This is a genomic window from Bradyrhizobium sp. CCBAU 53421, from assembly GCF_015291625.1.
Classification (GTDB): Bacteria; Pseudomonadota; Alphaproteobacteria; order Rhizobiales; family Xanthobacteraceae; genus Bradyrhizobium.
Genome location: NZ_CP030047.1, coordinates 8,359,660 through 8,385,743, shown reverse-complemented (window position 1 = coordinate 8,385,743; position 26,084 = coordinate 8,359,660). Strand labels below are relative to the sequence as shown.

26 protein-coding genes are annotated in these 26,084 nt (G+C 65.4%); 11 read left to right on the top strand and 15 right to left on the bottom strand.

The window, feature by feature from the left end; all coding sequences use genetic code 11:
• Positions 1 to 343 precede the first annotated feature (343 nt).
• Complete coding sequence (locus tag XH92_RS38845; RefSeq protein WP_194456748.1) at positions 344 to 1,000, top strand: FecR domain-containing protein; 657 nt, start codon at positions 344 to 346, stop codon at positions 998 to 1,000.
• A gap of 74 nt (positions 1,001 to 1,074) precedes the next feature.
• On the top strand, positions 1,075 to 1,941 hold the full coding sequence (locus XH92_RS38840; protein WP_194456747.1) for a tetratricopeptide repeat protein: 867 nt from the start codon (positions 1,075 to 1,077) through the stop codon (positions 1,939 to 1,941).
• On the opposite strand, the gene XH92_RS38835 is transcribed toward XH92_RS38840, so the two are convergent.
• The 6 genes from XH92_RS38835 to XH92_RS38810 all read right to left on the bottom strand — a co-directional run bounded on the left by XH92_RS38835 (position 1,938) and on the right by XH92_RS38810 (position 5,944).
• Entirely contained in the window at positions 1,938 to 2,804 is an 867-nt protein-coding gene (locus XH92_RS38835; RefSeq protein WP_194456746.1) for an HlyD family secretion protein, read from the bottom strand. The genes XH92_RS38840 and XH92_RS38835 overlap by 4 nt on opposite strands.
• Positions 2,801 to 3,007: a DUF1656 domain-containing protein gene (locus tag XH92_RS38830; RefSeq protein WP_194456745.1), complete on the bottom strand. Its 207-nt coding sequence runs from the start codon at positions 3,005 to 3,007 to the stop codon at positions 2,801 to 2,803. Before XH92_RS38830 ends, XH92_RS38835 begins: the two co-directional genes overlap by 4 nt.
• Entirely contained in the window at positions 3,004 to 5,055 is a 2,052-nt protein-coding gene (locus tag XH92_RS38825) for an FUSC family protein (RefSeq protein ID WP_194456744.1), read from the bottom strand. Before XH92_RS38825 ends, XH92_RS38830 begins: the two co-directional genes overlap by 4 nt.
• Positions 5,056 to 5,057: 2 nt before the next feature.
• Positions 5,058 to 5,561 carry a MarR family winged helix-turn-helix transcriptional regulator gene (locus tag XH92_RS38820; protein WP_194456743.1) on the bottom strand — a complete coding sequence of 168 codons (504 nt, stop codon included), beginning with the start codon at positions 5,559 to 5,561 and terminating at the stop codon, positions 5,058 to 5,060.
• 75 nt (positions 5,562 to 5,636) lie between these two features.
• Positions 5,637 to 5,792 carry a hypothetical protein gene (locus XH92_RS38815; RefSeq protein ID WP_194456742.1) on the bottom strand — a complete coding sequence of 52 codons (156 nt, stop codon included), beginning with the start codon at positions 5,790 to 5,792 and terminating at the stop codon, positions 5,637 to 5,639.
• 8 nt (positions 5,793 to 5,800) lie between these two features.
• Positions 5,801 to 5,944 carry a hypothetical protein gene (locus tag XH92_RS38810; protein ID WP_194456741.1) on the bottom strand — a complete coding sequence of 48 codons (144 nt, stop codon included), beginning with the start codon at positions 5,942 to 5,944 and terminating at the stop codon, positions 5,801 to 5,803.
• A gap of 635 nt (positions 5,945 to 6,579) precedes the next feature.
• Here XH92_RS38810 and XH92_RS38805 point away from each other — a divergent pair.
• On the top strand, positions 6,580 to 6,792 hold the full coding sequence (locus XH92_RS38805) for a hypothetical protein (RefSeq protein ID WP_163157583.1): 213 nt from the start codon (positions 6,580 to 6,582) through the stop codon (positions 6,790 to 6,792).
• A gap of 47 nt (positions 6,793 to 6,839) precedes the next feature.
• On the opposite strand, the gene XH92_RS38800 is transcribed toward XH92_RS38805, so the two are convergent.
• Positions 6,840 to 7,397: an HNH endonuclease gene (locus XH92_RS38800; protein ID WP_139486795.1), complete on the bottom strand. Its 558-nt coding sequence runs from the start codon at positions 7,395 to 7,397 to the stop codon at positions 6,840 to 6,842.
• A 192-nt stretch (positions 7,398 to 7,589) separates the two neighbouring features.
• Here XH92_RS38800 and XH92_RS38795 point away from each other — a divergent pair, with 192 nt between their 5' ends.
• Positions 7,590 to 9,350: a chloride channel protein gene (locus tag XH92_RS38795; protein ID WP_194456740.1), complete on the top strand. Its 1,761-nt coding sequence runs from the start codon at positions 7,590 to 7,592 to the stop codon at positions 9,348 to 9,350.
• Positions 9,351 to 9,515: 165 nt separating this feature from the next.
• Here the strand turns inward: XH92_RS38795 and XH92_RS38790 are convergent, their stop codons facing one another.
• The 5 genes from XH92_RS38790 to XH92_RS38770 form a co-directional block, all read right to left on the bottom strand.
• Complete coding sequence (locus XH92_RS38790; RefSeq protein ID WP_194456739.1) at positions 9,516 to 10,493, bottom strand: peptidyl-alpha-hydroxyglycine alpha-amidating lyase family protein; 978 nt, start codon at positions 10,491 to 10,493, stop codon at positions 9,516 to 9,518.
• A 102-nt stretch (positions 10,494 to 10,595) separates the two neighbouring features.
• Positions 10,596 to 12,383 carry an NAD(P)/FAD-dependent oxidoreductase gene (locus XH92_RS38785; RefSeq protein WP_194456738.1) on the bottom strand — a complete coding sequence of 596 codons (1,788 nt, stop codon included), beginning with the start codon at positions 12,381 to 12,383 and terminating at the stop codon, positions 10,596 to 10,598.
• Between the two features lie 111 nt (positions 12,384 to 12,494).
• Positions 12,495 to 13,580 (bottom strand): DUF2855 family protein, encoded by a 1,086-nt coding sequence (locus tag XH92_RS38780; protein ID WP_194456737.1) that lies wholly within the window; start codon positions 13,578 to 13,580, stop codon positions 12,495 to 12,497.
• Between the two features lie 105 nt (positions 13,581 to 13,685).
• Positions 13,686 to 15,203: an acyl-CoA synthetase gene (locus XH92_RS38775; RefSeq protein ID WP_194456736.1), complete on the bottom strand. Its 1,518-nt coding sequence runs from the start codon at positions 15,201 to 15,203 to the stop codon at positions 13,686 to 13,688.
• Positions 15,204 to 15,230: 27 nt separating this feature from the next.
• A complete protein-coding gene (locus tag XH92_RS38770) occupies positions 15,231 to 16,202 on the bottom strand; it encodes a nitronate monooxygenase family protein (RefSeq protein ID WP_194456735.1) in 972 nt (323 codons plus the stop codon).
• 174 nt (positions 16,203 to 16,376) lie between these two features.
• Between XH92_RS38770 and XH92_RS38765 the strand changes: the two genes are divergently transcribed.
• Positions 16,377 to 17,264 carry a LysR family transcriptional regulator gene (locus XH92_RS38765; protein WP_194456734.1) on the top strand — a complete coding sequence of 296 codons (888 nt, stop codon included), beginning with the start codon at positions 16,377 to 16,379 and terminating at the stop codon, positions 17,262 to 17,264.
• Positions 17,265 to 17,333: 69 nt separating this feature from the next.
• Here the strand turns inward: XH92_RS38765 and XH92_RS38760 are convergent, their stop codons facing one another.
• The gene (locus tag XH92_RS38760) at positions 17,334 to 18,905 is read right to left on the bottom strand and encodes a glycosyl hydrolase family 17 protein (protein ID WP_194461637.1); all 1,572 of its coding nucleotides are present in this window, start codon (positions 18,903 to 18,905) and stop codon (positions 17,334 to 17,336) included.
• Positions 18,906 to 19,069: 164 nt separating this feature from the next.
• Positions 19,070 to 19,723: a DNA-3-methyladenine glycosylase gene (locus XH92_RS38755; RefSeq protein WP_194456733.1), complete on the bottom strand. Its 654-nt coding sequence runs from the start codon at positions 19,721 to 19,723 to the stop codon at positions 19,070 to 19,072.
• A gap of 266 nt (positions 19,724 to 19,989) precedes the next feature.
• Between XH92_RS38755 and gluQRS the strand changes: the two genes are divergently transcribed.
• On the top strand, positions 19,990 to 20,859 hold the full coding sequence (gene gluQRS, locus XH92_RS38750) for a tRNA glutamyl-Q(34) synthetase GluQRS (protein ID WP_194456732.1): 870 nt from the start codon (positions 19,990 to 19,992) through the stop codon (positions 20,857 to 20,859).
• Between the two features lie 134 nt (positions 20,860 to 20,993).
• Positions 20,994 to 22,307: an ATP-binding protein gene (locus tag XH92_RS38745; RefSeq protein WP_194456731.1), complete on the top strand. Its 1,314-nt coding sequence runs from the start codon at positions 20,994 to 20,996 to the stop codon at positions 22,305 to 22,307.
• Here XH92_RS38745 and XH92_RS38740 read toward each other — a convergent pair.
• Positions 22,234 to 23,094 (bottom strand): YihY/virulence factor BrkB family protein, encoded by an 861-nt coding sequence (locus XH92_RS38740; protein ID WP_371818113.1) that lies wholly within the window; start codon positions 23,092 to 23,094, stop codon positions 22,234 to 22,236. The two genes, XH92_RS38745 and XH92_RS38740, sit on opposite strands and share 74 nt — an antisense overlap.
• 166 nt (positions 23,095 to 23,260) lie before the next feature.
• On the opposite strand from XH92_RS38740, the gene XH92_RS38735 reads away from it, so the two are divergent.
• From XH92_RS38735 to XH92_RS38720, 4 genes are all read left to right on the top strand, one after another.
• Positions 23,261 to 23,455 carry a twin transmembrane helix small protein gene (locus XH92_RS38735; protein WP_194456729.1) on the top strand — a complete coding sequence of 65 codons (195 nt, stop codon included), beginning with the start codon at positions 23,261 to 23,263 and terminating at the stop codon, positions 23,453 to 23,455.
• A gap of 50 nt (positions 23,456 to 23,505) precedes the next feature.
• Entirely contained in the window at positions 23,506 to 24,078 is a 573-nt protein-coding gene (locus XH92_RS38730) for a cob(I)yrinic acid a,c-diamide adenosyltransferase (protein ID WP_194456728.1), read from the top strand.
• A gap of 117 nt (positions 24,079 to 24,195) precedes the next feature.
• Positions 24,196 to 24,945: an electron transfer flavoprotein subunit beta/FixA family protein gene (locus tag XH92_RS38725; RefSeq protein WP_016845285.1), complete on the top strand. Its 750-nt coding sequence runs from the start codon at positions 24,196 to 24,198 to the stop codon at positions 24,943 to 24,945.
• Positions 24,945 to 25,895, top strand: a complete 951-nt coding sequence (locus XH92_RS38720) for an electron transfer flavoprotein subunit alpha/FixB family protein (protein WP_176533801.1) — start codon at positions 24,945 to 24,947, stop codon at positions 25,893 to 25,895. Before XH92_RS38725 ends, XH92_RS38720 begins: the two co-directional genes overlap by 1 nt.
• Positions 25,896 to 26,084 lie beyond the last annotated feature (189 nt).

Below are 26,084 nucleotides of genomic sequence, written 5' to 3'. Positions count from 1 at the left end.
GGCTCGCCGCGAGGTGAAAAATCCTCGCGTCAACAGCCATAGGCTTGCCCGCCGAAACGTCCTGATTGAAACTAAATTCGGTAGTGAAAATCGAATTCCAGTACTGCGCGGAGCCTTACGAAAATGGCAGAACAGCTGTCCTTTATCGCGCGTGCAGCCCCACGAGATTAATAGTATAGTTACCAAGCAAATTGTCCACTTATTAATTTTTAGTCTAACTGTGTCAGGTGCTTAGGTCTGACTGCGGCAACTCATTTGGCACTCAAGGTCCTGCGGTCTCGGCCCGACGGTCCGGTTACCATCGCGCTGCGACACGACGAAATCTTCTCAAAGGAGGGGGATCGTGCGCATCCATTTGCTTGTTCAATTGCTTGCGGGCTTTGTCCTGGCGCTCGCAACTCTTGCACCCGGCCAGGTGCAGGCGCAAACCGAGCCGGCGCAGCCCGCAGTCCAGAACTCTCCCTTGAAATTCATCGGGAGAGTCGTAACGGCGACCGGTTCGGTCACGATCGAGCATGAGAGTGCAGTCGTCGTTCAAGCAGGGCTGCCCGACAAACTGCCTCAGACGCAGGTTGGCGACCCCGTCTATTTGGGCGATGTTGTGCAGACCGGAGTCGATGGACGCGTCGGGATCAACTTCACCGATGGTACCTCGTTCAATCTGTCGAGCAATGCCAAGATGACCCTGACCGAGTTTGTATACGACCCGAACGGCAAGTCGAATTCGACCTTGTTCAAGCTGGCCAATGGCACCTTCACCTTCGTTGCCGGCAACGTCGCGAAGACCGGTGACATGAAGATCGACACGCCCGCCGCGACGATGGGAATTCGAGGCACCACGCCGCGCATCGAAATCTCCGACGATGGAACGGTCAGGTTCGCGACGCTTGTGGAAGAGGGCAAGAGCAAGCTGCTCAGGAAGCCCGCGACACGCATGGCGCCGCAGCCCGAGCAAAACACCCACCACAGGTTCAATCCGAATGTTTGTCGAGGGTGCTAGGCGAGCAGGGCGTCGGCCTTGAGCGGCCATTCATGGAAACCAGTGACGCGGCGTCGTCAAAACCGGAGCCCGATATGAAGCCTCGCGCAGCTTCCGGGGGCAGCGGCGGCCGTGCGGCGCTGTTCATCCTGCTGTTGCTCGCATCGCCGGCGGGCGCGCAGAACCCGAAGCAAAAGAGCAACTACCTGCGGAACATCGAGCTGTGCAGCGGCCTCGATCACGCGCAGGTCGACGCACGCATTGGTGCCTGTACGGCCTTGATCGATGCGGGTCAGGACATGACGCCGGCCGGCCTTGCGATCGCCTACAACAACCGCGGCAATGCCTACGCCGCCAAGGCAGACTATGACCGCGCCATCCAGGATTTCGATCGATCCATCGAGCTCAATCCGACCTACACCAAGCCGTTCAACAACCGCGGCGTGGCCTATTTCAGGAAGCGCGACTACGATCGCGCGACCGACGCGTTCGATGAGGCCATCAAGCTCAACCCGAATTACGGCGAAGCCTTTGCCAACCGCGCCGGTGCCTACCTGAAGAAGAATGATTATACCCGCGCCGTGAAAGACTACGATCAGGCCATTCGCCTCGAGCCGAACCTGGACGGCGTGTGGAACGGACGCTGCTGGAGCCGCGCCATTCTTGGCGCGTTGCAGGAGGCGCTGCAAGACTGCAACAAGGCGCTGCAATCGGGGTCGGCCAACGCTGCTACCTTTGACTCGCGCGGCCTGATCTATCTGAAGACCGGCGAGCTTGGCGCAGCCATCGACGACTATAGCTCGGCTCTTCGCATCGACCCGAAGCTGGCAAGCGCGCTCTATGGACGCGGGCTGGCGAAGCTGAAGCAGGGCGACAAGGCCGGTGGCAATGTCGATATCGCGGCGGCCAAGGCGATCCAGGGCAGCATCGGCGACGACTTCACCCGCTACGGCGTGCACTAGTCCATGATCTCGACCGTTGCCGAGCGGCCGGCGACCAGTGCGATGCGATCCGGCAGGTGATCGAGCGTGATGCGCACCGGGACACGCTGTGCGAGCCGGACCCAGCTGAAGGTCGGATTGACGTTTGCGAGCAGGTTCGCGCCGTCCGTGCGGTCGCGGTCCGCGATGCCGGCCGCAATGCTCTCGACGTGTCCGGTGAGCCGGACCGGCTCGCCCATCAGCCGGACCTGCGCCTTGTCGCCGACGCGAATGCGCGCGAGCTTGGTCTCCTCGAAATAGCCCTCGACATGCAGCGTATCGGTGTCGACCAGCGCCATGACGCCCTTGCCCGCGGTAACGTAGGCGCCGGGCCGCAGGTCCATATTGGTGATGGTGCCGTTGACAGATGCATGCACCTCGCTGCGATCGAGGTTGAGCTGCGCCACCGCGCGATCGGCGACCGACTGGTCATAGGCGGCCTTGGCCTGAAGCTGCGTGGCCAGAACCTGCTCCTGCTTCTGCTGCGACACCGCATCGGTGGTCAGCGCGCTGTAGCGTTTGAGGTCGGCGTCGGCCTGATCCAGCGTCGCGCGATGGCCGGCGACCGCCGCGTCGGCCTGCTGCAACGCCAGGGCAAAGCGGGCGCGATCGATCCGGAACAGGATATCGCCGCGATGCACCTGTTGATTGTCCTTGACCAGCACGTCGGTGACGAATCCGGATACGTCGGGAGCGACCTGAACCACATCGGCGCGGACCCTGCCGTCACGAGTCCACGGCGACTCCATATAGTAGGCCCAGAGCGCGCGGCCGACGGCAAGCGCGGCAACGAGCGCGACCGCGGTCAGCGCAACCCGGCCGAGCCAGGCGAAATTCCCCTTCATGGCAAAAACTCCGAAAGATAGACGACCATGCCCAGCAGGCATACATACAGGGCGAAATTGAACAGCGCGCGGTGCCAGACCAGCCGGTAGAGCCCGAAGCGCTGCATGATCCGGCTCACCACCGCGCTCAGCGCGTAGGCAACGATCAGCCACAGCAGCAGCGCCGGGACCAGGACACCGTAGATGTCGAGCTCATATCTCATGCAGCAAAACTCTCCTCGGGCTGCGATCGATACGCAGGTGCATCCGGAAACAGGCCACGGCGGATGCCGACGAGGCCAAGCAATGCATCGTCCCGCGCGCGCTCATTGGGATCCTTGACCACCGCGGTCACCGCCGCATCGACGCATGACAGCAATTCGGCCGGCATCGCCTCGTCGGCATGGGCGCGAAACGCGGCCGCGAGGTCGTCCAGCATGTCGTCGATTGTACGCACGGTCGATGCGGCGAGGCCGTAGCGGGCCCGCCTGAGGTCGATGATGTTGAGCCCGATGCGCAGCTGGACCAGGCTGTCGGCATCGCGGCGGTCGCTTTCGGAGATGAAGGCGATGCGCTGCACCAGGAGGCCGAGCCGATGCAGCATCAGGCCGGCAAACTGCGCGCGGTCGCCGTGGCCGCGCCGCTCGGCTGCGACCGCGAGCGTCTGCCAGCCCGACGTCATCAGCCGCTTGGCGATCCATTCGGCGCCGACGCCGCGCGCGATCCGCGTCACGATCTCGGCGATGACGACGCCGAGGAAGAAGGCGACCGACGTGTTGGCAAAGCTGGCAAAATCCGCGCTGTAGGTCGATTGCAGCGCCAGCAGCGTCGCGGTGTTGGCGGCGAGCGCCATGCCGATCGGCGCGGTTTTGGGCCGCGCGATCAGGAAGCCGTACGTCAGGAAGGTCGGCGCCAGCGCGGCGATCAGCACCTCGACATGGGAGATGCCCGGCACCAGCGCGAACTGATAGATCGCGACGACGACGATCGCGACCAGCGAAAACAGGCCGAAGGCCCGGATGCTGCGCGCCGGCTCATCCTGCGCGGCGAAGAAGGAGCAGGCGACCGCGGCCATCATCGGCGCCGAGGCGCCGTCGGCCCAGCCGGTCGCAATCCACAGGCCGCAGCAGATCAGGATGGCGACCGCCGCCCCCGCGGCCGACCACAGCGCCATGCCGTGGTCGCGATGACGGACCGGCGCGGCCCCGGATTCCGGGTGGAATGCCAGCGGCACGCTGGAGATATCCCGGCCCGCGGCAATCGCATCGCCGATTGCGCGGCAGTCGGCCGAGATGTCGACCAGCTCGCGGAGCCGGAGCAGCAGGCTGATCGTGATGATGCGCTCCCGCGGCGCGAGGCCGTCGAGGGCAGACTGCCGCTCGGCGATCGCAGCGCGGATCTCGTCGCCGGATTGCCGTTGGCGATCGTCGTCGATGATCCAGGCGGCGAGATCGCTGATCAGGTGCCGCAGCTCCGGCTGCCTTTGCAGCGCCGCTTCGCCGAGCGCGGCGAGCCGGTCTTCGATCGACGTGATGATCGGCAACAGCATCAGCATGCGCAGCCGGATCTCGCCGAGGCCGCGCACGGTGCCGATTTCGGCGAGCCGGTCATAGGCGACATGGGTCGCCAGCGTATCGATCTCGACGATGTCGGTCGCAAGGCGAAGCCGCTGCGCCCTTCGCGTCTCGCTGGTCCCGTGATCGAGCAGCACGTCGCGGGACAGCCGGCGCGCATCCGACAGCCAGCTCCCGACGCGGCCGCCGACCGCCGGCGCGACGCTGCGCGGAAACACCACGGTCGACACCAGGCTCGCACAGATGATGCCGAGCGAGATCTCCTCGACCCGCGCCAGCGCGACATCGAAGATGCTGCCGGGGTCGGCCACCGACGGAAAGCCGATCAGTGCGACGGTGTAGCCGCCCAGCATGAAGACATAGCTGCGCGGCGTGCCGTCGAGCAGCGAAAGGTAGAGGCAGAGTCCGACCCAGAGCGCGATCGCGAGGCACAGCAGCTCCGGCGCGTTGATCAGGTTCGGCACCAGGGCGACCGTCATGCTCGCGCCGACCAGGGTGCCGATCACGCGGAAGAACGCCTTCGAGCTGGTCGCGCCGGCCAGCGGCTGCGACGTGATATAGACCGTCGCCATCGCCCAATAGGGCCGCGGCAGATCGATCGCCAGTGCGATGACCAGCGCCAGCATCGACGCGGCGAACGTCTTCAACGCGAAGATCAGATCCGCGTGGCGGACCAGGAACGGCTCTTCCGCGCGCATGACTATTTCGCCTCTGGCGTGGTCTTGGCTGGAGCAGTCTTGGCTGGAGCGGCCTTGGCGTCGTGCAGGCGGCTCGCTCGCTCGTCGATGCGCTGCAGCGTCTCGAAGGTTACCGCAAGCTCCTCGCTGCCGATATCCTTGAGCACGCTGGCCCGCACCCGGCGCAGCACCCGGTTGGTCTCCTCGACCTTGGCTTCGCCGGCCGCGGTGAGATGCAGCGTCTTGGCGCGCCGGTCGGTCGGATCCTCACGACGCTCGACCAGGCCTTCGGACTGCAGCAGATCGATCAGCCGCACCAGCGAAGGTCCCTCGATCCCCAGTTCGTCGGCGAGCACGCCCTGCCGGACGTTCTCCCCCTGCCGCGACAGCACCAGCAGCGGGATCGCCGTCGCGTAGGACAGGCCGTGATCGGACAGCGCCTGATCCGACTCGCGACGCCAGATCCGGCCAAGCCTGGTGATCAGGCGGCCGATCTCGGCGTGGATATGGGATTGCGACGGAGCCATGCAAATTAGATAGGATACAAACTAATAGGATACAACCATATTGCATCGAAGGCGTGGATGATCACGCAGATGCGATCACGCGTGAGAGGCCGTCAGTATTTCTGCACGGTCGATCGGAAGATGATCCAGCTTGCGACCGACAGACTCCCCCGGAATCATCAGGACGCAAGCGATCGTGATCGCGCCAAACAAGGCGGCGAGAAGGAAGACCGTCACGTAGCCGTACTGCATGCCGCAACCTAGGACAGGGCGACGGCCCAGAAGCTTTGCGACATCAGGATGACGATCGACGCCGCTACGACGGCGACACCAGGCACGATCACCCAGGCGCGCTTGTGGTCGGTCGTATCGATGCAGCCGCTGATCGGCGTCGTGATCAGCATGCCCGCGACACTACCGAACGTGAGCGCCGTCCCGATCAAGCCGCTGGTTCAGCCGTGCAACTGGAGGAAAACCCCGACGAACGGCCCAATCCGCGACTGCATGTCTGCCATGAGGAAGTTCACGGCGAGCAGGGGCCAACGTGTGCAGGCGCAGAAGACGTCGCTTTGCGATCGGGCATGTTCCATGAACGCGCAGAAACGCGGAACGAAGCCATGGATGATTGATTTCTGCGCAACGCGCATGCCGCGATACGCATGGCGACAGACCGCACGATCCCGGAGCCTTTGCTCGAGACGTGCCCTCGCGCGTGACCGCTAGCTATCGCGTCAGCGTGTAAGCCAGGACGGCGATCACGAGTGCGATGATCGCAGACGTGATCATCATCCCGTAGGGACGCGCCCGTATCGCCTGCGTTGTCTCCGCGGTACTTGCCGGAGCTGGCTCAGCGGGACCTTCTCGGACCATGGTTGGCGTCCTGCTTGTAACAACATAGTCCGACGCGGCCGATGCAGCTTCGTTCCTAATTGTGTCGCAGCCGAACCGGGTCGGCTTAGGAACCTCGCTCCGAGGGCATTGTTGAGGCCTCATTCGAAGGCGCGCGGATGCGCTGCACTGTTCGCGCAAGGAGGAGATGATGGGATTGGCTCAATATGCGGTAATTCCAGCCGGCGAGGAGTGGGGCGTCCTGCACGACGGCAATCTCAATGCCGGATACGCCACCAAGGAAGCTGCATTCGAGTCGGCGGCGGCTGCCGCTGCGCTGGCAATCAGGCTGGGTCACGAGGTCCACGTCAGCGTTCCCGGACGCGATGAGGGCGAGGCGGCCCTCACCAAGCAGCCGGCATAGCTACGAACTGCGGCTGCCGCCACGCATACGGCTGCTGCAGCGCCGCGCTACGGATCGAGCTCCGTATCCCAGTAGAGATAGTCGAGCCAGCTCTCGTGCAGATAGTTCGGCGGGAACAGCCGGCCGTTGCGGTGGAGCTGATGCACGGTTGGGGCGTACGGCGTCTGCTTCGGAAACATCTTGGCCTGCTGCGGCGTCAAATTGCCCTTGCGCAGATTGCAGGGCGAGCAGGCGGCGACGACGTTCTCCCAGGTGGTCTGGCCACCCTTGCTGCGCGGAATGATGTGATCGAAGGTGAGGTCGTCGGCCGACAGGCAATATTGGCAGCTGAATCGGTCGCGAAGGAAAACGTTGAACCGGGTGAAGGCGGGGTGGGTGGTCGGCTTGACGAAGGATTTCAGGGATACGACGCTGGGCAACTGGATTTCGAAGGAAGGACTTCGTACCGCGCGGTCGTAATATTCGACGATGTTGACACGATCGAGGAACACCGCCTTGATCGCGTCCTGCCAGGACCAGAGCGACAGCGGGTAATAACTCAGCGGCCGGAAGTCCGCATTCAAGACCAGCACCGGCCAACCGCCTTGCGAGACATGTGCGTTCAAATAACGCTCCTGACTCCCATTAGCTGCGAAGCAGCACGCACTCACATACTACAGGCAGCGTGACGGGATTGTGAAGAGCAATGAGCGGCTTATCCGCCATGCCCTGCCATGTTCCTGCCCCGATTGCCTCCCGCCCGCGAGGCCCGTAAAGGGAGCCGCAAAGGCCCTGTCGGCCAGTGACGGACCCTGCCGATGACGACGACCACAAGCTATATCGAGGCGCCGCGCCGGTTGCGCGCATTCGTGCGTGCGCACGAGACCAGCCTCGTGGTGCTGGCGGTGCTGATTGGCGCCATTGGCGGCCTCGTGGTGGCGGTCATGAGCGGCCTCGTGACGGTGCTGCATTCGGTGCTGTTCAATCTGCCGCTGGGAGAACGGCTGTCGAGCCAGCCGAGCATCGACCCCGCGCGCGCCCTCGTGGTTCCCACGGTTGGCGGACTGGTGCTTGGAGTGGCGTTCCTGCTGCTGCTTCGGGTCCGGCCGGCCCGGGAAATCGACCCGATCGAGGCCAACGCGCTTTATGGCGGCCGGATGTCGTTCCGCGGCAGCGTGATCGTGGCGCTGCAGACGATCTGGTCGAGCGGCGTCGGCGGCTCGGTCGGGCTCGAGGCCGGCTATACCCAGCTGTCCAGCGGCCTCGCGGCCTCGCTCGGCCGCGGTTTTCATCTCCGCCGCAACGACCAGCGAATCATGGTCGGCTGCGGCGCCGCGGCGGCGATCGCGGGGGCCTTCAGCGCGCCGCTCGCCGGTGCGTTCTACGCTTTCGAACTTGTGATCGGCGGCTACACGCCGGCGAGCCTGACCCCGGTCGGCGTGGCGGCGGTGACTGGCTATTTCGTCGCCCATGCCTTCGAGCCGCTACCGCTTGGCGTCGGCGTCGGAACTGTCGGCGACGTACTGGGGCGGGATCTTGCCATCGCCACGCTGCTCGGCATGGTCGCGGCGCTGACCGGAATCGCGATCATGCGCGGGGTGACGCTGTGCGAGGCGCTGCTCACCAAGACCCGGCTATGGCAGCCGCTGCGGCCGGCGCTCGGCGGGCTCGCGGTCGGCGCGATGGCGCTGCTGACGCCGCAGGTGATGTCGTCGGGCCATGGCGCGCTGCGCTTCGCCGGCATCGTGGCGATGCCACTGACCATCATCGCCGGCGTGTTCGTGCTGAAGGCGGTGGCCTCGATCGTGTCGCTGGGTTCGGGTTTCCGCGGCGGATTGTTCTTCGCCACGCTGTTCATGGGCGCGCTCGGCGGCCGGCTGTTCGCGGCCGGCGTCGACATCGTGTGGCCTGGGCTCAATCTCGATCCCAACGCCTATGCTGTCATCGGCATGAGCGCGCTGTCGGCCTCGGTGATCGGCGGTCCATTGACGATGTCGTTCATCGCGCTGGAATCCACCGGCAATCTCTGGCTCACCACCGCGGTGCTGGTCGCGGTCATCATCTCGACCACGATCACGCGCGAGCTGTTCGGCTACTCGTTCGCGACCTGGCGGCTGCATCTGCGCGGCGAGACCATCCGCAGTGCCGCCGATATCGGCTGGATCCGCGATCTCACGGTCGGCAAGATGATGCGGCAGGACATGACGACGGTGAACGCCGCAATGCCGATCGAGACGTTCCGCGAGGAATTCCCGCCCGGCTCGAAGACCCAGGTCGTCGCGGTCGACGGCGAGGGGCGTTATGCCGGGCTCGCGCTGGTCGCGGAAGCGCACGCGCCCGATCTCGAGGCCGACAAGGGCCTTGCGGCCATCCTGCGCTACGCCGACGTGGTGCTGCATCCCGGCATGAACGTGCAGGAGGCAATCGCGGTGTTCGACGCCGCCGAAGCGGAATCGCTTGCCGTGGTCGAAGGCGACGGCGACCGGCGGCCGATCGGCCTGCTCACCGAAGCGCACGCGATGCGGCGCTATGCGGAAGAATCCGAGCAGCGCCGCCGCGAGGTGATCGGAGAGGTTTGATTACGCGGGCGCGCACTGTTCGACCCGTCATCCTGAGGAGCCGCGAAGCGGCGTCTCGAAGGATGCACGGCCACCGGCCGGGCCGTCGACCCTTCGAGGGCCGCTGAAGAAGCGGCCACCTCAGGGTGACGGTGATAGTAGGCGCTCTGCTTCAATACAGCGCGGTTACCCCATCACCCGCTCCAGCTTCTGCAAACACCGCGTCACCCGCACGGCGGCCGGCATCTCGGTGTCGGGAAAGCTGGTCTTCCAGTCGGTGACGCCGACTTCGCCGACATAGATGTCGCCGCGCGAGTCCAGCGCGATGCCATGCGGCGCCAGGAATTTGCCGGTCTCGACGCCCGGGCCGTGCTCGCCGCCGAGCCGGGCGATGCGCTTGCCGGTGCCATCTACGATCGACAGCCGCGGGCCGAGATTGGGCACCCTGCGGTTCACGGCCATGCCGGGGCCGAGCTCGCCGATCACGAAGTTCGGTTGCTTGCCGCCGGAGCAGCAGCACAGCGCGCAAGGCCGGTGCAGGTTGTTCCACTGCGTCTCGTATCGGCCGTTGCCGTCGAACACCTGGACGCGATGATTCTCGCGGTCGGCGACATAGACCCAGCCGTCGGCGTCGGTTGCGATGTTGTGCACGATGTTGAACTGGCCGGGATCGGTGCCCGGCTCGCCCCAGGTTTTGATCAGCGTGCCGTCCGGCGTGTATTTGTGGACACAGGCATTGCCGTAGCCATCGGAGACGTAGATCTCACCCTGCGGCGACAGCGCGGTATGGGTGCAGCGATGGAACGGCTCGCCGCTCATGAAAGGCGCGGGTTTGTTCGGGATACCGATCGTCAGCAGCACCTTGCCGTCGGTCGAGCACTTGCGCACGGTGTGGTCGCCGTCGTCGGTGCAATAGAGATTGTCGTCAGCATCGATGTGCAGGCCATGGGCGCGCGCGAACACGCCTTCGCCCCAGCTCCGGATGAAGTTTCCTTCGCGGTCGAGCACCACCATCGGATGTTCGCCACGGTTGAACACATAGACGCGATCCCTGCTGTCGACTGCGACGGAGGCGACATCAGTCAGGCTCCAGCCGTCGGGGAGTTTTGCGAAGTTTTCCACCACGCGGTAGCGATGGTCGCCGGTGCCGAGGATGGTTGGCATGTAATGTCCCCCAAGGTCGTCATTCCGGGGCGATGCGCAGCATCGAACCCGGAATCTCGAGGTTCCGGGTTCGCTTCGCGTCCCGGAACGCCGGTAAGTTTTCTACGAAAGCTTCGCCACCGGCCCGACATTGCGCGGTAACAGGCCTGCCTCGATCGCCTTGATCTGCAGCGCCAGATAGCGCGAGTTGATGCGGCATTGCGCGAGGCTGCCGGCGATGAACCACAGGCCGGGCTGCGGCGTGCGGGTGTACATGTTGCGCAGCTCCTGGCCGTCGCCAAAACCCCAGATCGGGCCGACGCGCGCAGCCATGGCTTCCCCGAACAGCCTCTTCACCAGTTCTTCCTGCGGCCGGTAGCCGGTCGCGAGCACGATCAGGTCGGCGGTAACCGTCTCGCCATTCTTCAGTCGCGCGCCTTCGCTCACGAAGGTGTCGATATCGGCAAATTGCTTCAGAGCGATCGCGCCGCTGGCGACGAGGTCGGAGCAGCCGACGTTGAAGTAGTAGCCGCCGCCGCGGGTCAGGTACTTGAACTGCCAGCCGGTGCCGCCGTCGCCGAAATCGAGCTTGAAGCCCTTGCGCGCGAGGCCGTCGAGCAGCGGCTTGTCGAGCTCTTTCGACTGCTCCGTCATCAGCACATGGCTGCGCTTGGCGAGCGCGAGCGGCATCGAGGTCGCGATCAGATCATTGTCCTCGAGCGAGCCATCATTGTAGGCGGCATAGGCCAGCTGCGCCGACGGCTCGATATTGGTAACCAGCGTCGAAGAACGCTGCACCAGCGTGACCTCGGCGCCGGATGAATGCAGGTCCTGTGCGATGTCGTGGCCGCTGTTGCCGGTGCCGATGACAAGCGCGCGCTTGCCGGCCCAATGTTCGCCGTCCTCATAGCCACTGGAATGCAGCACCTTGCCGGAGAAACTCTCCAGCGACGGGATATCAGGCAAGCTCGGAATGCCGCTGACGCCGGTCGCCATCACGACATGGCGCGGCTGCATTGTCTGCGTCGTGCCGTCGGCGCGGCGCAGCTCGACGGTCCAGCGTCCCTTGGCCTCGTCATAGCTGCCCCCGACGAATTCCGTGCCGGTCCAGAAGTTCAGCTCCATGGCATCGACATAGGATTCGAACCAGTTGGCGAGCTTGTCCTTGGGGATGTAGGTCGGCCAGTTCGGCGGGAACGGCATGTAGGGCAAATGATTGACCTGCACCTGGTTGTGCAGGGTCAGCGCGTGGTAACGCTTGCGCCAATTGTCGCCGACCCGGGCCTCGCGGTCGACGATCAGTGCGTCGATCTTGAGCTGCTTGAGCCGCGCGGCGATCGCCAGCCCGGCCTGTCCGCCGCCGACCACGAGCACGTCGGGATCGCGGTCGCCATATTCGGCGGATGCCTTGCGCAAGTCGAGCCAGTTGGGTCCGCGGAAGTCGCGCGAGTAAGCTTGGCCGCGCGGCCGCGTGTGGCCCTGCTGCTCCTCAAAGCCCTTCAATTCCTCGAGCGCCGTCAGCAGCGTCCAGGCCTTCAGTCGATCGCCGTCGGCGGCGTCAGGGATCAGCCGCACGATGCCGTGGCCGCGGCCGACGGCAGTCTCGAACTTGAAGATCGCCTCGATCGCATGGGTGCCGGCGCGCATCACCCGGCGGGGCGGCGCGCGCTCGGCATCGATGCGGAAGTCATGCGGCGTGCTGCGGCGCGCGTGCGCGGGCAGTTCCTCGACGATGGCAAAGGCGCGGTTGACGGTCTGGATGTTCCAGCTCAGCGCCAGCACGTCGCGCCAGTAGCTCTCGGGGTGGACCAGCGGCTTCAGCAGCACATCGTCGGGACCCGCCAGCGCATCCTCGAACTGCACAAGCCAATTGTCGGCGGCGACCGAAATATCGTCCGTCTTGTCGAGCATTGAGCGTTTCTCGTCATCGGCCGCCTTGGTGAGGTTTTCTTGGCGGCGTTCCCTTGGCGTCGAGCCTATACCCATTGGCAAGGCCGCAGAAAGGGCGTGACGGGATAGCGCCTATTCGGCCAGCGACAGGATCAGGCCTTGATCCGGCGGAACGCGGCCCTGCAGGGTATCGAGATAGGCCTCGCGCACCGCGGCCGGGCCGCGCCGTTCGACGACATCGAGCCAATCGGGCAGATGCGGCACGAGCTCGGTCCAGGCGGCGCCGAAACGCTGGTCGATGCCGCCGGGCCCCCATTCCTTGGCGCGCCTGCGGATCTGGTCCGGCGCGAAGAACCACACCGGCTTGGCGCCGGGCAGCGTCGGCTCGTCCGGCTCGCTCGCACGATGCGTGAGCCCGACCCGGCCGGAATAGACCATCTGCGCGCCGAAGTGCCGGTGCAGGCTCTCGCGCAGCGCGCTGTTGCCGGCCATGTCGACATAGGCGACAGGCTCGGCCGCCGGGATCGCGCTGACCTGGTCATAGGTGACGACCTCGTCATAGCAGCCGAGCGAGCTGACGAAATCGACATTGCCCTTCGAGGTCAGCCCGATCACCCGGATACCTCGTTTGTGCAGCAGGTGGGCGAGCCCGAACGCGGTCTTGCTCGAGGCCGACGACAGGATGACGCGGCGCGCGCCGTAGAATTCATTCTCGGCGAGGGCGTCATCGACCAGGAACGACAGCATGAACAGCGGCAGCAGCAGCGCGCGGAAGTCGCCCTGCCGGCCGGCATAGGTCGGATCGCCGGAGACGCGGGCATAGGCATTGTAGACCGGCGAGACCTCCTGCCGGTGCGCGGCCGCATCGCGCAGACCGCGCTTGCTGACGTCGGCCGCCTCGATCACGAGATGGGTCGCCATCGGGAAATAGCCGAACAGCGTTTCGCCGGCTGCGATCGTGGGATGTTTCGACGCCAGCACCTCGCCAAAACCCCACACCGGGATGATGCCGTAGCCGTCGGGCGCCGGGAACAGCTGCCAGTATTTCAGCTGCTCGCCGATCACGGCGTAGGTGATGTTGTTGGCGGTGAAGGCGAAGCGGGTCACTTTCACCAGCAGCGCGTCGGCCGGCAGGGCCGCGGCGTCGGGCAGCTGCGTCTCGATCACCTTGCATTGCTGCAGGTCGTTGCGGATGACGATGAAGTCGGTCGAGTTCATGGCGATGATCCGGGCTGGGGATGCGCCGGCATCGTTGCGTCGATCGCCGGCCTTTTGCAACAGCAACTAAGTTTCAAACGCCGTTCGGCTTCACCGTCACCCGGTTCAGCGAAGCTGACCTTCGCGGTAGAGGTCGCGCAGCTTGCGCTTGAAGATCTTGCCGGTCGCCTCGCGCGGCAGCGCATCCATGAAGCGGATGTCCTTCGGCACCTTGAAATTGGCGAGCTTGCCGCGGAGGAATTCCTGGATCGCGGCGACCGACAGCGTGCTACCGGCTTCCGGCTCGACGCAGGCGAACAGCCGCTCGCCATATTCGTCGTCGGGAACGCCGAACACCGCGCAGTCACGGACGCCTTCCATGCCGATCAGGGTATTCTCGATTTCGGCGGGGTAGATATTGACGCCGCCCGAGATCACCATGTCGCGCTTGCGGTCGCACAGGAACAGATAGCCGTCCGCGTCGAGATAGCCGACGTCGCCGACGCTGACGAGGCCGTCGCGATCGGCCTCGGCGCGCGCCTTGGCGTTACCGTGATAGTCGAAATCCGATATCAACGTCTGGCGCATGAAGATCTCGCCGGGCTCGCCGACGTCGCAAGGCGTGCCGTCCGGCCGGAACACCTTGACGATGCCGCCCTCGATGGCGCGGCCTACGGTGCCGGGCTTGGCCAGCGCTTCCGCCGCCGTATGCCAGACCGGGATGCCGGTCTCGGTGGCGCCGAGATATTCGTTGATCACCAATCCCCACCACTCGATCATCGCGCGCTTGACCTCGACCGGGCAGGGCGCCGCGCCATGCACGATGAAGCGTAGCGAGGACAGGTCGTAGCGGCGCCGCGCCTCCTCCGGCAGCCGCAACAGGCGCACGAACATGGTCGGCACCATGTGCATGTGGGTGACGCGGTGGCGTTCGGTGAGTTGCAGCAGGTCCTCGGGATCGAAGCGCGGCTCCAGCACGACGGTGCAGCCGTTGCGGAACGCGAACATCCCATAGGAGTGCGGGGCCGAATGGTACATCGGCCCGTTCATCAGGATCACCTGGCCGTCGTCCGGCCTGATGCCGAAGGTAATGGTGCTGATGCGCGCGGCGGCGGCCTGCTGCGCGAGCGGCAGCGGCTTGCGCTGGACGCCCTTCGGCAAGCCGGTGGTGCCCGATGTATAGAACATTGGCGCTGCCCCGATCGGGGCGTCGGTCAGCGGTTGATGCGTGTCACGCCAGATGTCCCAATCGGTCATGCCGTCGGGCACCCGCGTGTTCTCCGGCGCCACGCCATAGGCCGCGGCGATCTCCGGCGGCGTCGTCACCACCAGGAGCTTGATCGCCGGCGGCAACCCGTCGCGGATCTGCGGCAGCAGGTCGGCGTGGCAGACCAGCGTGTTGGCGCCACTGTCGGACAGGATGTAGGCGACCTCGTCGGCCTTCAGATGCCAGTTGATCGGCACCACCGGGCTGCCGAGCGCGGCCGAGGCTGCGACCACCTCGAACAGCGCGAAATCGTTGCGCAGCATCATGCCGACCGGCTTGCCGCCCTGAACGCCAAGCGCGCGGAAGCCAGTTGCGGCCCGCGCAATGCGGGCGTGAATATCGCTGTAGCTGATCTGTCTGTCGCCGCTGATGATCATGCTGCACTTCTCCAGGCGGCGTCCAAGTCAGGCGCTGGCACGGACGAAATCGTTGCGGGCCTCATTAAACTCCGCTTTCAGCCGCGCCACCAGCTCGGCGACCGGCGGGGCGTCGGTGATCTGGCCGATGCCCTGGCCCGAGCCCCAGATGTCGCGCCAGGCCTTGGCCTTGGTGTTGCCGCCGGAGCCGAAATTCATCTTCGACTTGTCGGCGACGGGCAGGTTGGCCGGATCGAGGCCCGCCGCTGCGATCGACGGTCCGAGATAGTTGCCGTGCACGCCCGTGAACAGGTTCGAATAGACGATGTCGTGCGCGGCGTATTCGGTCAGCGCCTGCTTGTACCTGATGTCGGCATTGGCTTCCTCGGTCGCGATGAAGCGCGTGCCTACATAAGCGAGGTCGGCGCCGAGCGCGAGTGCGGACGCGATGCTCCAGCCGTCGGAGATCGCGCCCGACAGCAGGATTGTGCCCTTGAACCACTGCTTGACCTCGCGCACCAGCGCGAACGGCGACAGCGTGCCGGCGTGGCCGCCCGCGCCGGCGCAGACCAGTATCAATCCGTCGACGCCCTGCTCGGCGGCCTTGCGGGCGTGCTTCACGTTGATGACGTCGTGGAACACGACGCCGCCGTAGGAATGCGCGGCCTCGACGATCTCGGACGGCGGGCGCAGCGAGGTGATGATGATCGGCACCTTGTGCTTCACGCAGGTTTCCATGTCGTGCATCAGGCGGTCGTTGGAGGCGTGGCAGATCTGGTTGACCGCGTAGGGCGCGACCTTCTTCTCCGGATGCAGCGCCTGGTACTCGCCGAGCTCGTTCTCGATCCGCGTCAGCCACTCGTCGAGCTTCTCGACCGGGCGGGCGTTGAGCGCCGGGAATGAGCCGACGATGCCCGCCTTGCACTGCGCGATCACGAGCTCCGGCCCCGAGACGATGAACAGCGGGGAGCCGACGACCGGCAGGTCAAGCCTGTTGGCGAGCGAAGCGGGCAGCGACATTGTTCGGATCCTCCATGCGTACCGCCCGGCCGGGTGCCGGGGCGGATCGCGATTTGTTGTGATGGCTGGAGCGTCGGCTCCCTTGGCGCGGCAATATAGGGCTGGACGGCTGCGTTATGACGTTCAATATTGAACAGCCAATTTGCCAAAAATGAACAGGCACAGGCGGGCGGCATGGACTGGGAGCTTTGCAAGACGTTCGTCGCGGTCGCGGAGACGCGCAGCTTCGCCGGCGCGGCGCGGCGGCTGCGCATCAGCCATCCGACCGTCGGCCGCAACGTCGCGGCGCTCGAGAAGCAGCTCGGGACCCGCCTGTTCGCCCGTTCCAACGACGGCCTGTCGCTGACGTCGCACGGCCGCAAATTCCGCGAGCACACCGAGGTGATGGCGGCGGCCGCCTTGCGCGCAGAGGCGGCCGCGTCCGCCACCGGCGAGCAGGCCCGCGGCGTCGTGAAGCTGTCGATCGGCGCGACGCTGGCGGCGCATTGGCTGATGCCGCGGCTCGGACCGTTCCTGCGCGATCACGCCAACATCCAGCTCGAGATCATCACCCACCCGTTTCCGGCGAGCGTGCGGCGGCGCGAGGCCGACGTGGTGCTGCGGCCGGTCGATGCCGGGGACGAGAACCTGATCGGGCGCAGGATCGGACGGCTCGGCGCCGGCTTCTATGCGTCACGCGGTTATGCGGCCGGGCGCAAGCTGCCGGAGCGGCCGGACGAGTGGCGGGGGCACAGCGTGATCGGGTTTGCCGACCAGGCCTCGAATGTGCGCCTCGCGCGGTGGAGCGATTTCATCACGCGGCAAGGCACGCTGGTGATGCGCTGCTCCTCGCAGGGCGACATGCTGGCGGCGGCGCGGGCCGGGCTCGGGATTTGCGCACTGTCCTGTCTGGTCGGGGCCGACTATCCCGATCTGGTGCGGGTCGCTCCGCAAAAGCTGTCGAGCCTCTCCGATCTCTGGCTGCTCGCCCATCCCGACCTGGTCGAGCTTCCCTCGGTGCGCGCCGTCATCGGCTTCGTCACCGATTGCGCGCGCGAGGACCGCATCAGGCTGCGCGGATAGAAACCAGAGCGTTTTCAAGCGAAGCGGACACCGGTTCGCGTGAAGAAAACGCGCCGAACCAAGAAGTTTTCAGGCGCGGGCCCGCCATAGCGTTGCCGCGAGCAACATGAAGGCAGCGCAAGTCCACAGCGCCTGCCAGTTCTCCGGCCCTTCGTTGAGCCCTGTGTAGATTGCCGCTGCAAGGAAAATGCCGGCAAACATCGATTCCGCCAGAGGGCGGTTTCCCTTCCCCGGAGGATTGAGCAGCGTCATGGCTGCAAAAGGCACTGCCGCCATCGTGAGGGGCGCGAACGGAAAATCGATGAAGCGCGGGTCGAAGATCAGGCCGAGTGCCGTCGCCGTGCCGATCACGGCGGTGACCATCAAGGCCAATCCGTGCATCGTCACCAGCATCGATTCAGTGTGGTAGCCCTTCGGGCCCAGCAATTCGGCAAAGCTTGGCGGTGCGCGACCCGACACCAGGGCATTGGCGCCGAACACGGGCGACGCCGTTGCCGCCGCCAGGAGCGAGCCCCACACAAGCCAGCCTTCGGTTCCGTAACTTTCATAGACCAGTCGTTGCGCAGCGATCCCGAACAGGATTCCGGCTGTGGTCGCAGAGAGCGCGACCGCAAGCCATGACACGAGCCTTGCTTCCTTTGGCTCCCTCGGCTTGCGGCGCAAGGTCAGCCATGCCGCGCCGAACACCAGGATCGCTAGCGCCATTCCGCTGCCCATCTGCAGTTTCCAGAACGGAAAATTGCTGATCGGCACCCCAGCCGGATATTTCAGCGTGCGCTCTTCTGAATCGAACAGGCCCCAGGATCCGCCGACCGTGCCCTCGATCTCCCGCTTCCATCCTTCATCGTACGCCTCGAACAGGTTGACGCGGAAATGCTCGCGCCGGGCAAGGTCGAGCACTTCCGAGACCACCCGCGCCTGATTGACGCGCGACGGCAGCGCGGATTCGCGCATGCGCCCTTCGCTCGGCCAACCTACTTCTCCGATAAAGATTTCCTTGCCGGGAAAGACCGCCGCGATCTGCCGGCGCATCTCGTCGGCGTGAGCGGCGGCACGTTCCGCGGGGATCGGGATATTCTCCCAGTATGGCAGGATGTGAATCGTGATGAAGTCGACGGCGTCGGAAAGTTCGCGATTGCTCAGCCAGAACTCCCAGACGTCGGCATAGGTGACGGGGACGCTGACCTGTGCCTTGATCGAGCGGATCATTGCGGCAAGGTCGGACGGCGACATTTCCTTGCGCAGCAGCACCTCGTTGCCGACCACGAGTGCAATGATCGTGTCCGGATATTGCTTGGCGAGGCGTATCGCCGTTTCGACCTGTGTCGCATTCTTCTTTCGGTCCCGATCGAGGAATATGCCCTGAATGACTTTCAGCCCCGCCTTGGCTGCGAGCCCGGGAATCTGGTCGAGACCGAGATCGGTCGCGTAGGTGCGGATGCAGTGCGATATCTTCGCAAGTTGCGCGAGGTCTTCCGCGATCTGTTCCGGCGTGACCTGCGTCGCGGGAGCAAGCGATGTCTGATTGTTGCGGAACGGGGCGTAGGAGATGCACTGAACTTTATCGTTTGGATCGATCGGTGCGCGCGGCAAGCCGACCGGGATGCCCAGCCACCACCACGCCGCGGCGATGGCCCCCAGGGATATCAGGAGAAGCGTCAGCGGGGTGCGAAGCGAAACCAGGTCCGTCCTCCTTGCGGGAAGGATGTGCTGGGCGTCGTCAATGCGCGAGGCCGGCAAATTGAAAAAGTATTGGTCTACTCATGATATATCGCGCGATCACACGGCAAGTGTTTTTTCGTACCCTACTTTGCGCCGGCGATCACGCCTTCGCGATTCCTGAGCACGCGATAATAGGCCCACCACAGATGCGCGGCCGCGCCGCGCATCGGGCGCCACGGCTCGGCAAGCGGTGCCATCTGCCTCGGCGTCGGGCGCTCCTTCAGCCCCAGCCCGACCTTGACCGCCTCCTGGACGGCGAGGTCGCCCGCCGGCCACGCATCGCCATGGCCGAGGCAGAACAGGAGATAGACGTCGGCGGTCCACGGGCCGATCCCGGGCAGCGCGGTCAGCGTGTTGTGCGCGGCATCGGCCTCTTCGTTGGCGAGCACGTCGAGGTTCAGCCGCTCCTCGGCGAGCTCGCGCGCGATGTGCTTCAGCGTCTTGATCTTGGCCGCGGAGAGCCCGAGCCGGCCGAGCCGGTCGGCGCGCGCCTTGCGGATCACATCGTGGTGGAACGGATCGAATGCCTTGCTGACGCGGCCCCAGATCGCGGCAGCACTCGCGGTCGACAGCTGCTGCCCGCAGATGATCGCGGCAAGACCCGCAAACCCCGGCTCGCGCTGCCGGATGGCCGGCATGCCGGTCAGTTCGAGGATCGGGCGCAGCCGTCGATCCTGGTCGACCAGTCTGTGGATGGCCTCGTCGAGGTCGGCCTGGGTTTCGAGATGGATCAGCATTGCGGGATCTGCATTGGCTAGTCATGCGCGGGCTTGCCGCCCCTGCTAAAGCTCCGGCGGGCCTGGATGCGAGGGCCTCGGCGAAGCCTTGGCGTAGCCGGGACCCGCGCATCCATCTCCTATCGTAACAGAGTCTTGTCTAGCCGCATGGTCCGGAAAATTGGAAATCGGTTTTCCCGCGCGACCAACTTAAGGCGTTCGCGCGAAGATCATGCCCAAACCAGGATCGCCGGGCCCGGCCCGGCAATGACGCGCGATCGAACGCCATGCCACCCGTTTTCCGTTTTGCACCGAGTCCGAATGGCTACCTTCATCTCGGCCATGCCTATTCGGCGCTGCTCAACCACGACCTCGCGCGCGCCGCGGGCGGACGCTTCCTGCTGCGGATCGAGGACATCGACGCGACGCGTTGCCGGGTCGAATTCGAGCAGGCGATCTATGAAGATCTGGCCTGGCTCGGCATCGCCTGGGAGACTCCGGTGCGGCGGCAGTCGGAGCATTTTTCCGCCTATGGCGCCGCGATCGACCGCCTGACGGCCGAGCGGTTGGTCTATCCGAGCTTCGAAAGCCGCGCCGATATCGCGCGGCTGGTCGCGGAGCGCGAAGCCGGCGGAGTGTGGCCGCGCGACCCCGATGGCGCGCCGCTCTATCCGGGAACGGCCAAATCGCTCCCATCCGGGGAGCGCGACCGGCTGATCGGGCAGGGCGCGCCGTTCGCGCTGCGGCTCGACATGGCCGCAGCATGCGCCCGCGCCGACGGCCTGCGCTGGCGGGAAGCGGGCGAGGGTCCGGCCGGTGAGAGCGGAGAGGTGGCGGCGCGGCCTGAGGCCTGGGGCGATGTGATCCTGGCGCGCAAGGAGACCCCAACCAGTTACCATCTCTCGGTCGTGATCGACGACGCCCTGCAAGGCGTCACCGATGTGGTCAGGGGCGTTGACCTGTTCTGGTCGACCAGCGTGCACCGGCTGTTGCAGGAACTGCTTGGCCTGCCCGTGCCGGTCTACCGGCACCATGCGCTGATCCGGGACGCCGTCGGCCAAAAGCTGTCGAAATCGACCCAGGCGACGGGGCTGCGCGAACTGCGGGCAGAGGGCGCCAGCCCGGCCGATATCCGCCGCCTGGTCGGCTTGCCATAGATCCTGGCCGCATTTGGTCGCGAAACAGGGTGGTTACCATCACGGGGCTCAGCTGTGGCGCGCCGCAAACGGCGCAGTGACTCCGGCACGCCTGGCATGCCATGTTGTTGGCAGGGGCGGGGATTACTGAGGCCATGGCGTCAAAATCGCGCGTACGGCGCAGCAAGCGGCCATCCAAAAGGATGCCGCCGAAGGCGCGCGCTGCCAAAACGCGGACTGCCAAGCCACGCGCGGTCAAGATGGCGGCCAAGTCGGGCCGCAAGCGGGCTGCCCCGAAGGCTGCTCCCGGCATGGTCGAAACCGCGCTTGCCGCCTTTGCCCATGAGGTTCGGACGCCGCTGACCGGGATCCTCGCGATCAGCAATCTGCTCGCGACGTCGGATCTCGGCGAGCGCGAGCGGCGCTGGGTCGACACCATCAAGGCGGGGGCCGAGCATCTGGCGAGCCTTGCGACCCTGTTCGTCGATGCGGCCCGGAGCGAGGGGCCGGGGCTCGAGGTCCGGCAGGACTTCTTCGACCTGCGCGCGCTTGCGCGCCATGCCGGCGATTCGCTGGCCGGCCGTGCCGCAGCCAAGGGATTGCGGGCCTCGGTCGAGATCTCCGCCAAGCTGCCGGCGTTCGCGGTCGGCGATCCCGTCCGCCTGCGCGCGGCGCTGGAGAACCTGATCGACAACGCCGTCAAATTCACCGAGCAGGGCAGCATCGAGCTGCACGTCGCGCCGGTGCGTGCGGCCAAGGGAGAGGCCAAGGGAGAAGCTAAGGGGAAGGCGGAGGGCAGGATCGGCGTTGCCTTTGCGATCTCCGACAGCGGCATCGGCCTGACCCTATCGGAGGTCAAGCGCCTGTTCCGGCCATTCTCGCAGGCCAATGTCTCGATCGCATCGCGGTTCGGCGGCGCCGGGCTCGGCCTGTCCTCGGTCAAGCAGCTCGCGCGCGCGATGGGTGGCGACATCGCCGTGGCCCAGCGCGCAGGCGGCGGCACCATCTTCACGCTCAACGTGGTGCTGGCGTCAGCCGCAGCAGCGGCCGGCGTGCCCACGCGCGAAGGCGCGGCGGCGCCGTCATCGCAGCGGCTGCGGCTGCTCAGCGTCGAGGACAATCCGTTCGGCCGCGTCGTGCTCAACACGATCCTGACCGAGCTCGGTCACCATGCCGAATTCATCGGTCAGGGCGAGGGCGCGCCCGATCGCCTCGCGCAGGGTGCTTTCGATGCCGTGCTGATGGACATGGTGCTGCCCGGCATCGGCGGCGTCGAGGCCATCAAGCGCATCCGCGCGCTGCCGCCGCCGCACGGCCGCATCGTGATCGTCGGCATCTCCGGCCGTGCCGAGGACGAGGCCGCGGCGCGCGCCGCCGGCGCCGACACCTTCCTGGTCAAGCCTGTCTCTCCGCGGGCACTCGCGACTGCGCTGCTTGAAGCGTCACGCCGCGCGGCAGCCGCGACTTGATGATCGCCGCGTTCAACTCGCCGCCGAACACGAAGATCGCCGCGATGAAATACAGGAACACCAGCGCGATCACCACCGAGGCGAGCCCCGCATACATCGTGACGTAGTTGTTGGCGAAGCGCGCCAGATACATGCCGAAGCCGATGCCCGAGATCAGCGAGGCCACCATGGTGAAGATAATGCCGGGCAAGATCTGCGTGAAGCCGCGGCGTCCCGCCGGCAGCCAGGCATGCAGGATGAACAGCGCGACGACCAGGGCCAGCACCGTGACGCCGTAACGGGCGGTGTTGAGCAGGCTCTCGTTGGATTCGACGAAGAACGGAATGTAGCGCCGCGCCGCTTCGATGATCAGCGGGCCGAGCACGATCAGGAACGCCATCGCGAGCGAGGTGAACGCCGCAACCAGCGTGTAGCCGATCGATTCGAGCCGCAGCCAGTACCAGCGCCGCAGCTCGATCACGGCATAGGCGCGGTTCAGCGCCACCCGCAGCGCCTCGACGCCGTTGGAGGCAAAATACACCGCGAGCACCGCACCGATGGTCAGGATGTCGCCGCGGGTGTTGGTCAGGACGTCGTGGATCTGGCCGGACAGCGCCTCGGCGACCTGCTGCGGCCAGACCTGCAGCAGCAGACCGACCGCCTGGTCGGCAAGCTCCTTGGAGCCGAAGAAGCCGGCCACCGACGTCAGCACGATCAGGAACGGAAACAGGGCCATCAGGGTCGACAGCGCGATGTGGCTCGCGATCGCCCAGCCGTCGTCGGCGAGGAACGTGTAAAAGGCATCCATCACGACGTCGTAGACGTAACGAAGCTGCTTCACATTCCACCCGGCATTGTCGACAACCGCTCGGTCCGAGGACGGACCCAGCATCTGATATTACGCGGTGAAAAGCCAGTTGGTTGCATGGGCCGCCTGTGTGGAAGTCCGCGTCCTGCGGTGTTATGTACCGCAGATGACATCTGTCCTCAGCACGATCATTCTTCCCATCGCCGTCGGCGCCGTCGCGCTGGTGCTCCTGCTCGGCCTCATCAACATGATGAAGGGCGGCTCGCCGAACACATCGCAGAAGCTGATGCGGCTGCGCGTGCTGTTTCAGTTCGTCGCCATCGTCATCGCGATGCTCGCGGTCTGGGCGATGGGACGGTAGAGCGCTTTCGAGCGGTGTGCGCGATGCGCTAACCTTAGGAGATCACGGCCATGGTCGTTCTCAATCGGATCTACACGCGCACCGGCGATGACGGCACCACCGCGCTCGGCTCCGGCGAGCGGCGGCCGAAATACGATCTGCGGGTTGCCGCCTATGGCACCGTCGACGAGACCAATGCCGCGATCGGCGTGGTGCGGCTGCATCTGGCGGACAGTCCCGAGGTCGATGCGATGCTCCGCCGGATCCAGAACGATCTGTTCGATCTCGGCGCCGACCTTGCGGTGCCCGAGCGCGAGGGCAAGGCGGAACGCCTGCGGATGCTGGCGAGCCAGGTCGAGCGGCTCGAGCGCGATATCGACAGCCTCAACGATCAGCTTGCGCCGCTGACCTCGTTCGTGCTGCCCGGCGGGACGCCTGCATCCGCATATCTGCATCTTGCCCGGACGATATGTCGCCGCGCGGAACGGATGATGGTGGAACTCGCCGCCCGGCCGGACGAGCCGGTCAATGCTGCTGGCATCCAGTATATGAACCGGCTGTCGGATTTCCTGTTCGTTGCCAGCCGCTTCCAGAATAATAAAGGAGCCGGGGACGTGTTGTGGGTGCCGGGCCAGAACCGCTAAACTGGTTCAAAACCGAGGGACGGTTTTTTGGCATTGGCGCGTTGACCGGGGGAAACGGGACCTTTAGGTTCCGCGCCAGCCAACCGAAACCCATAAAATCAAAGCGAAAGAGGATCGATGAAGGTTCTTGTGCCGGTAAAGCGGGTCGTCGACTACAACGTCAAGGTCCGCGTCAAGAGTGACGGGACGGGCGTTGAGCTCGCCAACGTCAAGATGTCGATGAACCCGTTCGACGAAATCGCCGTCGAGGAAGCGTTGCGGCTGAAGGAAGCCGGCAAGGCGACCGAAGTGGTGGTGGTGTCGATCGGACCGGCGCAGGCTTCGGAGACCATTCGCACCGGGCTCGCGATGGGCGCCGACCGCGGCATCCTCGTCAAAGCCGAAGGCAATGTCGAACCGCTCGCGGTCGCCAAGATCCTGAAGGCAGTGGTCGAGGCGGAGCAGCCCGGCCTCGTCATTCTCGGCAAGCAGGCGATCGACGACGACAGCAATCAGACCGGCCAGATGCTGGCCGCGCTGCTCGGCTGGTCGCAGGCGACGTTCGCCTCTAAGCTCGAGGTCGAAGGATCCGACTTCAAGGTCACGCGCGAAGTCGACGGTGGCCTGCAGACCATCAAGCTCAAGGGCCCGGCGATCGTCACCACTGACCTTCGCCTCAACGAGCCACGCTACGCGTCGCTGCCCAATATCATGAAGGCGAAGAAGAAGCCGATCGACGACAAGAGCGTCGCTGACTACGGCGTCGATGTGACGCCGCGTCTGGAAGTGCTGAAGACCGCGGAACCGGCAGGCCGCAAGGCGGGCGTCAAGGTCAAGGACGTCGCCGAACTCGTGAACAAGCTCAAGACCGAAGCCGGGGTTCTCTGATGACGACGCTGTTGATTGCCGAACACGACCACGAGACCCTGAAGGACTCGACCAACAAGGCGCTGACCGCGGCGAGCCAGCTCGGTGGCGACGTCCATGTGCTGGTCGCCGGTGGCGGCCAGGGCACCAAGGCGGCGGCGGAAGCAGCCGCCAAGCTCGCCGGCGTCACCAAGGTGCTGGTGGCTGAAGGCCCGGCCTATGAGCACGACCTTGCCGAGCCGCTGGCCGCGCTGATCGTCGCACTGGCGCCGAACTACGACGCCTTCGTCGCGCCCGCGACCTCGCGCTTCAAGAACGTGATGCCGCGCGTCGCAGCGCTGCTCGACGTGATGCAGGTCTCCGAGATCATCAAGGTCGTTGCGCCCGACACCTATGAGCGGCCGATCTATGCCGGCAACGCGATCCAGACCGTGAAGTCGAAGGACGCCAAGAAGGTGATTACGGTCCGCACCTCGACCTTCGCCGCCGCCGGCGAAGGCGGCAGCGCGGCAATCGAGAACGCCGCATCCGCGGCCGATCCGGGCCTGTCCACGTTCGTCGGCGAGGAGGTCGCCAAGAGCGACCGTCCGGAGCTCACCTCGGCCAAGATCATCGTCTCGGGCGGCCGTGCCATGCAGAGCCGCGAGAACTTCGCCAAGTACATCGAGCCGCTGGCTGACAAGCTCGGCGCCGGCGTCGGCGCCTCGCGCGCCGCGGTCGATGCCGGCTATGCGCCGAACGACTGGCAGGTCGGCCAGACCGGCAAGGTGGTGGCCCCGGAACTCTATGTCGCGGTCGGCATCTCCGGTGCGATCCAGCATCTGGCCGGCATGAAGGACTCCAAGGTGATCGTCGCCATCAACAAGGATGAGGACGCGCCGATCTTCCAGGTCGCCGATTACGGCCTGGTCGCCGATCTCTACCAGGCGGTTCCGGAGCTGACCGAAGCGCTCGGCAAGCTCGGAAAGTAAGCGACAAGACACCGGCCGGATGGCTAAGCTCCGGCCGGTGTTGTTATTTTCGAGGCAATGATCCGGAAACGTTTTTCCGGAAGGATCATGCCCGACAGGGGAAATGGGATCGGGGTGTGATTGCCTGCAATCACATCATGGTCCCGGGAAACGTTTTCCGGCGGATTGGGCAACCCGGAAGGCTTCACT

Bases quoted from the DNA above. Each gene is read 5' to 3' on its own strand.
- XH92_RS38840 (WP_194456747.1), top strand. From the start codon at position 1,075: ATGAAGCCTCGCGCAGCTTCCGGGGGCAGCGGCGGCCGTGCGGCGCTG.
- XH92_RS38830 (WP_194456745.1), bottom strand. From the start codon at position 3,007: ATGAGATATGAGCTCGACATCTACGGTGTCCTGGTCCCGGCGCTGCTG.
- XH92_RS38725 (WP_016845285.1), top strand. From the start codon at position 24,196: ATGAAGGTTCTTGTGCCGGTAAAGCGGGTCGTCGACTACAACGTCAAG.
- XH92_RS38825 (WP_194456744.1), bottom strand. From the start codon at position 5,055: ATGCGCGCGGAAGAGCCGTTCCTGGTCCGCCACGCGGATCTGATCTTC.
- XH92_RS38775 (WP_194456736.1), bottom strand. From the start codon at position 15,203: ATGATCATCAGCGGCGACAGACAGATCAGCTACAGCGATATTCACGCC.
- XH92_RS38815 (WP_194456742.1), bottom strand. From the start codon at position 5,792: ATGCAGTACGGCTACGTGACGGTCTTCCTTCTCGCCGCCTTGTTTGGC.
- XH92_RS38735 (WP_194456729.1), top strand. From the start codon at position 23,261: ATGACATCTGTCCTCAGCACGATCATTCTTCCCATCGCCGTCGGCGCC.
- XH92_RS38790 (WP_194456739.1), bottom strand. From the start codon at position 10,493: ATGCCAACCATCCTCGGCACCGGCGACCATCGCTACCGCGTGGTGGAA.
- XH92_RS38740 (WP_371818113.1), bottom strand. From the start codon at position 23,094: ATGGATGCCTTTTACACGTTCCTCGCCGACGACGGCTGGGCGATCGCG.
- XH92_RS38785 (WP_194456738.1), bottom strand. From the start codon at position 12,383: ATGCTCGACAAGACGGACGATATTTCGGTCGCCGCCGACAATTGGCTT.
- XH92_RS38720 (WP_176533801.1), top strand. From the start codon at position 24,945: ATGACGACGCTGTTGATTGCCGAACACGACCACGAGACCCTGAAGGAC.
- gluQRS (WP_194456732.1), top strand. From the start codon at position 19,990: ATGCCACCCGTTTTCCGTTTTGCACCGAGTCCGAATGGCTACCTTCAT.
- XH92_RS38770 (WP_194456735.1), bottom strand. From the start codon at position 16,202: ATGTCGCTGCCCGCTTCGCTCGCCAACAGGCTTGACCTGCCGGTCGTC.
- XH92_RS38765 (WP_194456734.1), top strand. From the start codon at position 16,377: ATGGACTGGGAGCTTTGCAAGACGTTCGTCGCGGTCGCGGAGACGCGC.
- XH92_RS38755 (WP_194456733.1), bottom strand. From the start codon at position 19,723: ATGCTGATCCATCTCGAAACCCAGGCCGACCTCGACGAGGCCATCCAC.
- XH92_RS38745 (WP_194456731.1), top strand. From the start codon at position 20,994: ATGGCGTCAAAATCGCGCGTACGGCGCAGCAAGCGGCCATCCAAAAGG.
- XH92_RS38730 (WP_194456728.1), top strand. From the start codon at position 23,506: ATGGTCGTTCTCAATCGGATCTACACGCGCACCGGCGATGACGGCACC.
- XH92_RS38835 (WP_194456746.1), bottom strand. From the start codon at position 2,804: ATGAAGGGGAATTTCGCCTGGCTCGGCCGGGTTGCGCTGACCGCGGTC.
- XH92_RS38820 (WP_194456743.1), bottom strand. From the start codon at position 5,561: ATGGCTCCGTCGCAATCCCATATCCACGCCGAGATCGGCCGCCTGATC.
- XH92_RS38805 (WP_163157583.1), top strand. From the start codon at position 6,580: ATGGGATTGGCTCAATATGCGGTAATTCCAGCCGGCGAGGAGTGGGGC.
- XH92_RS38810 (WP_194456741.1), bottom strand. From the start codon at position 5,944: ATGCTGATCACGACGCCGATCAGCGGCTGCATCGATACGACCGACCAC.
- XH92_RS38780 (WP_194456737.1), bottom strand. From the start codon at position 13,580: ATGAACTCGACCGACTTCATCGTCATCCGCAACGACCTGCAGCAATGC.
- XH92_RS38795 (WP_194456740.1), top strand. From the start codon at position 7,590: ATGACGACGACCACAAGCTATATCGAGGCGCCGCGCCGGTTGCGCGCA.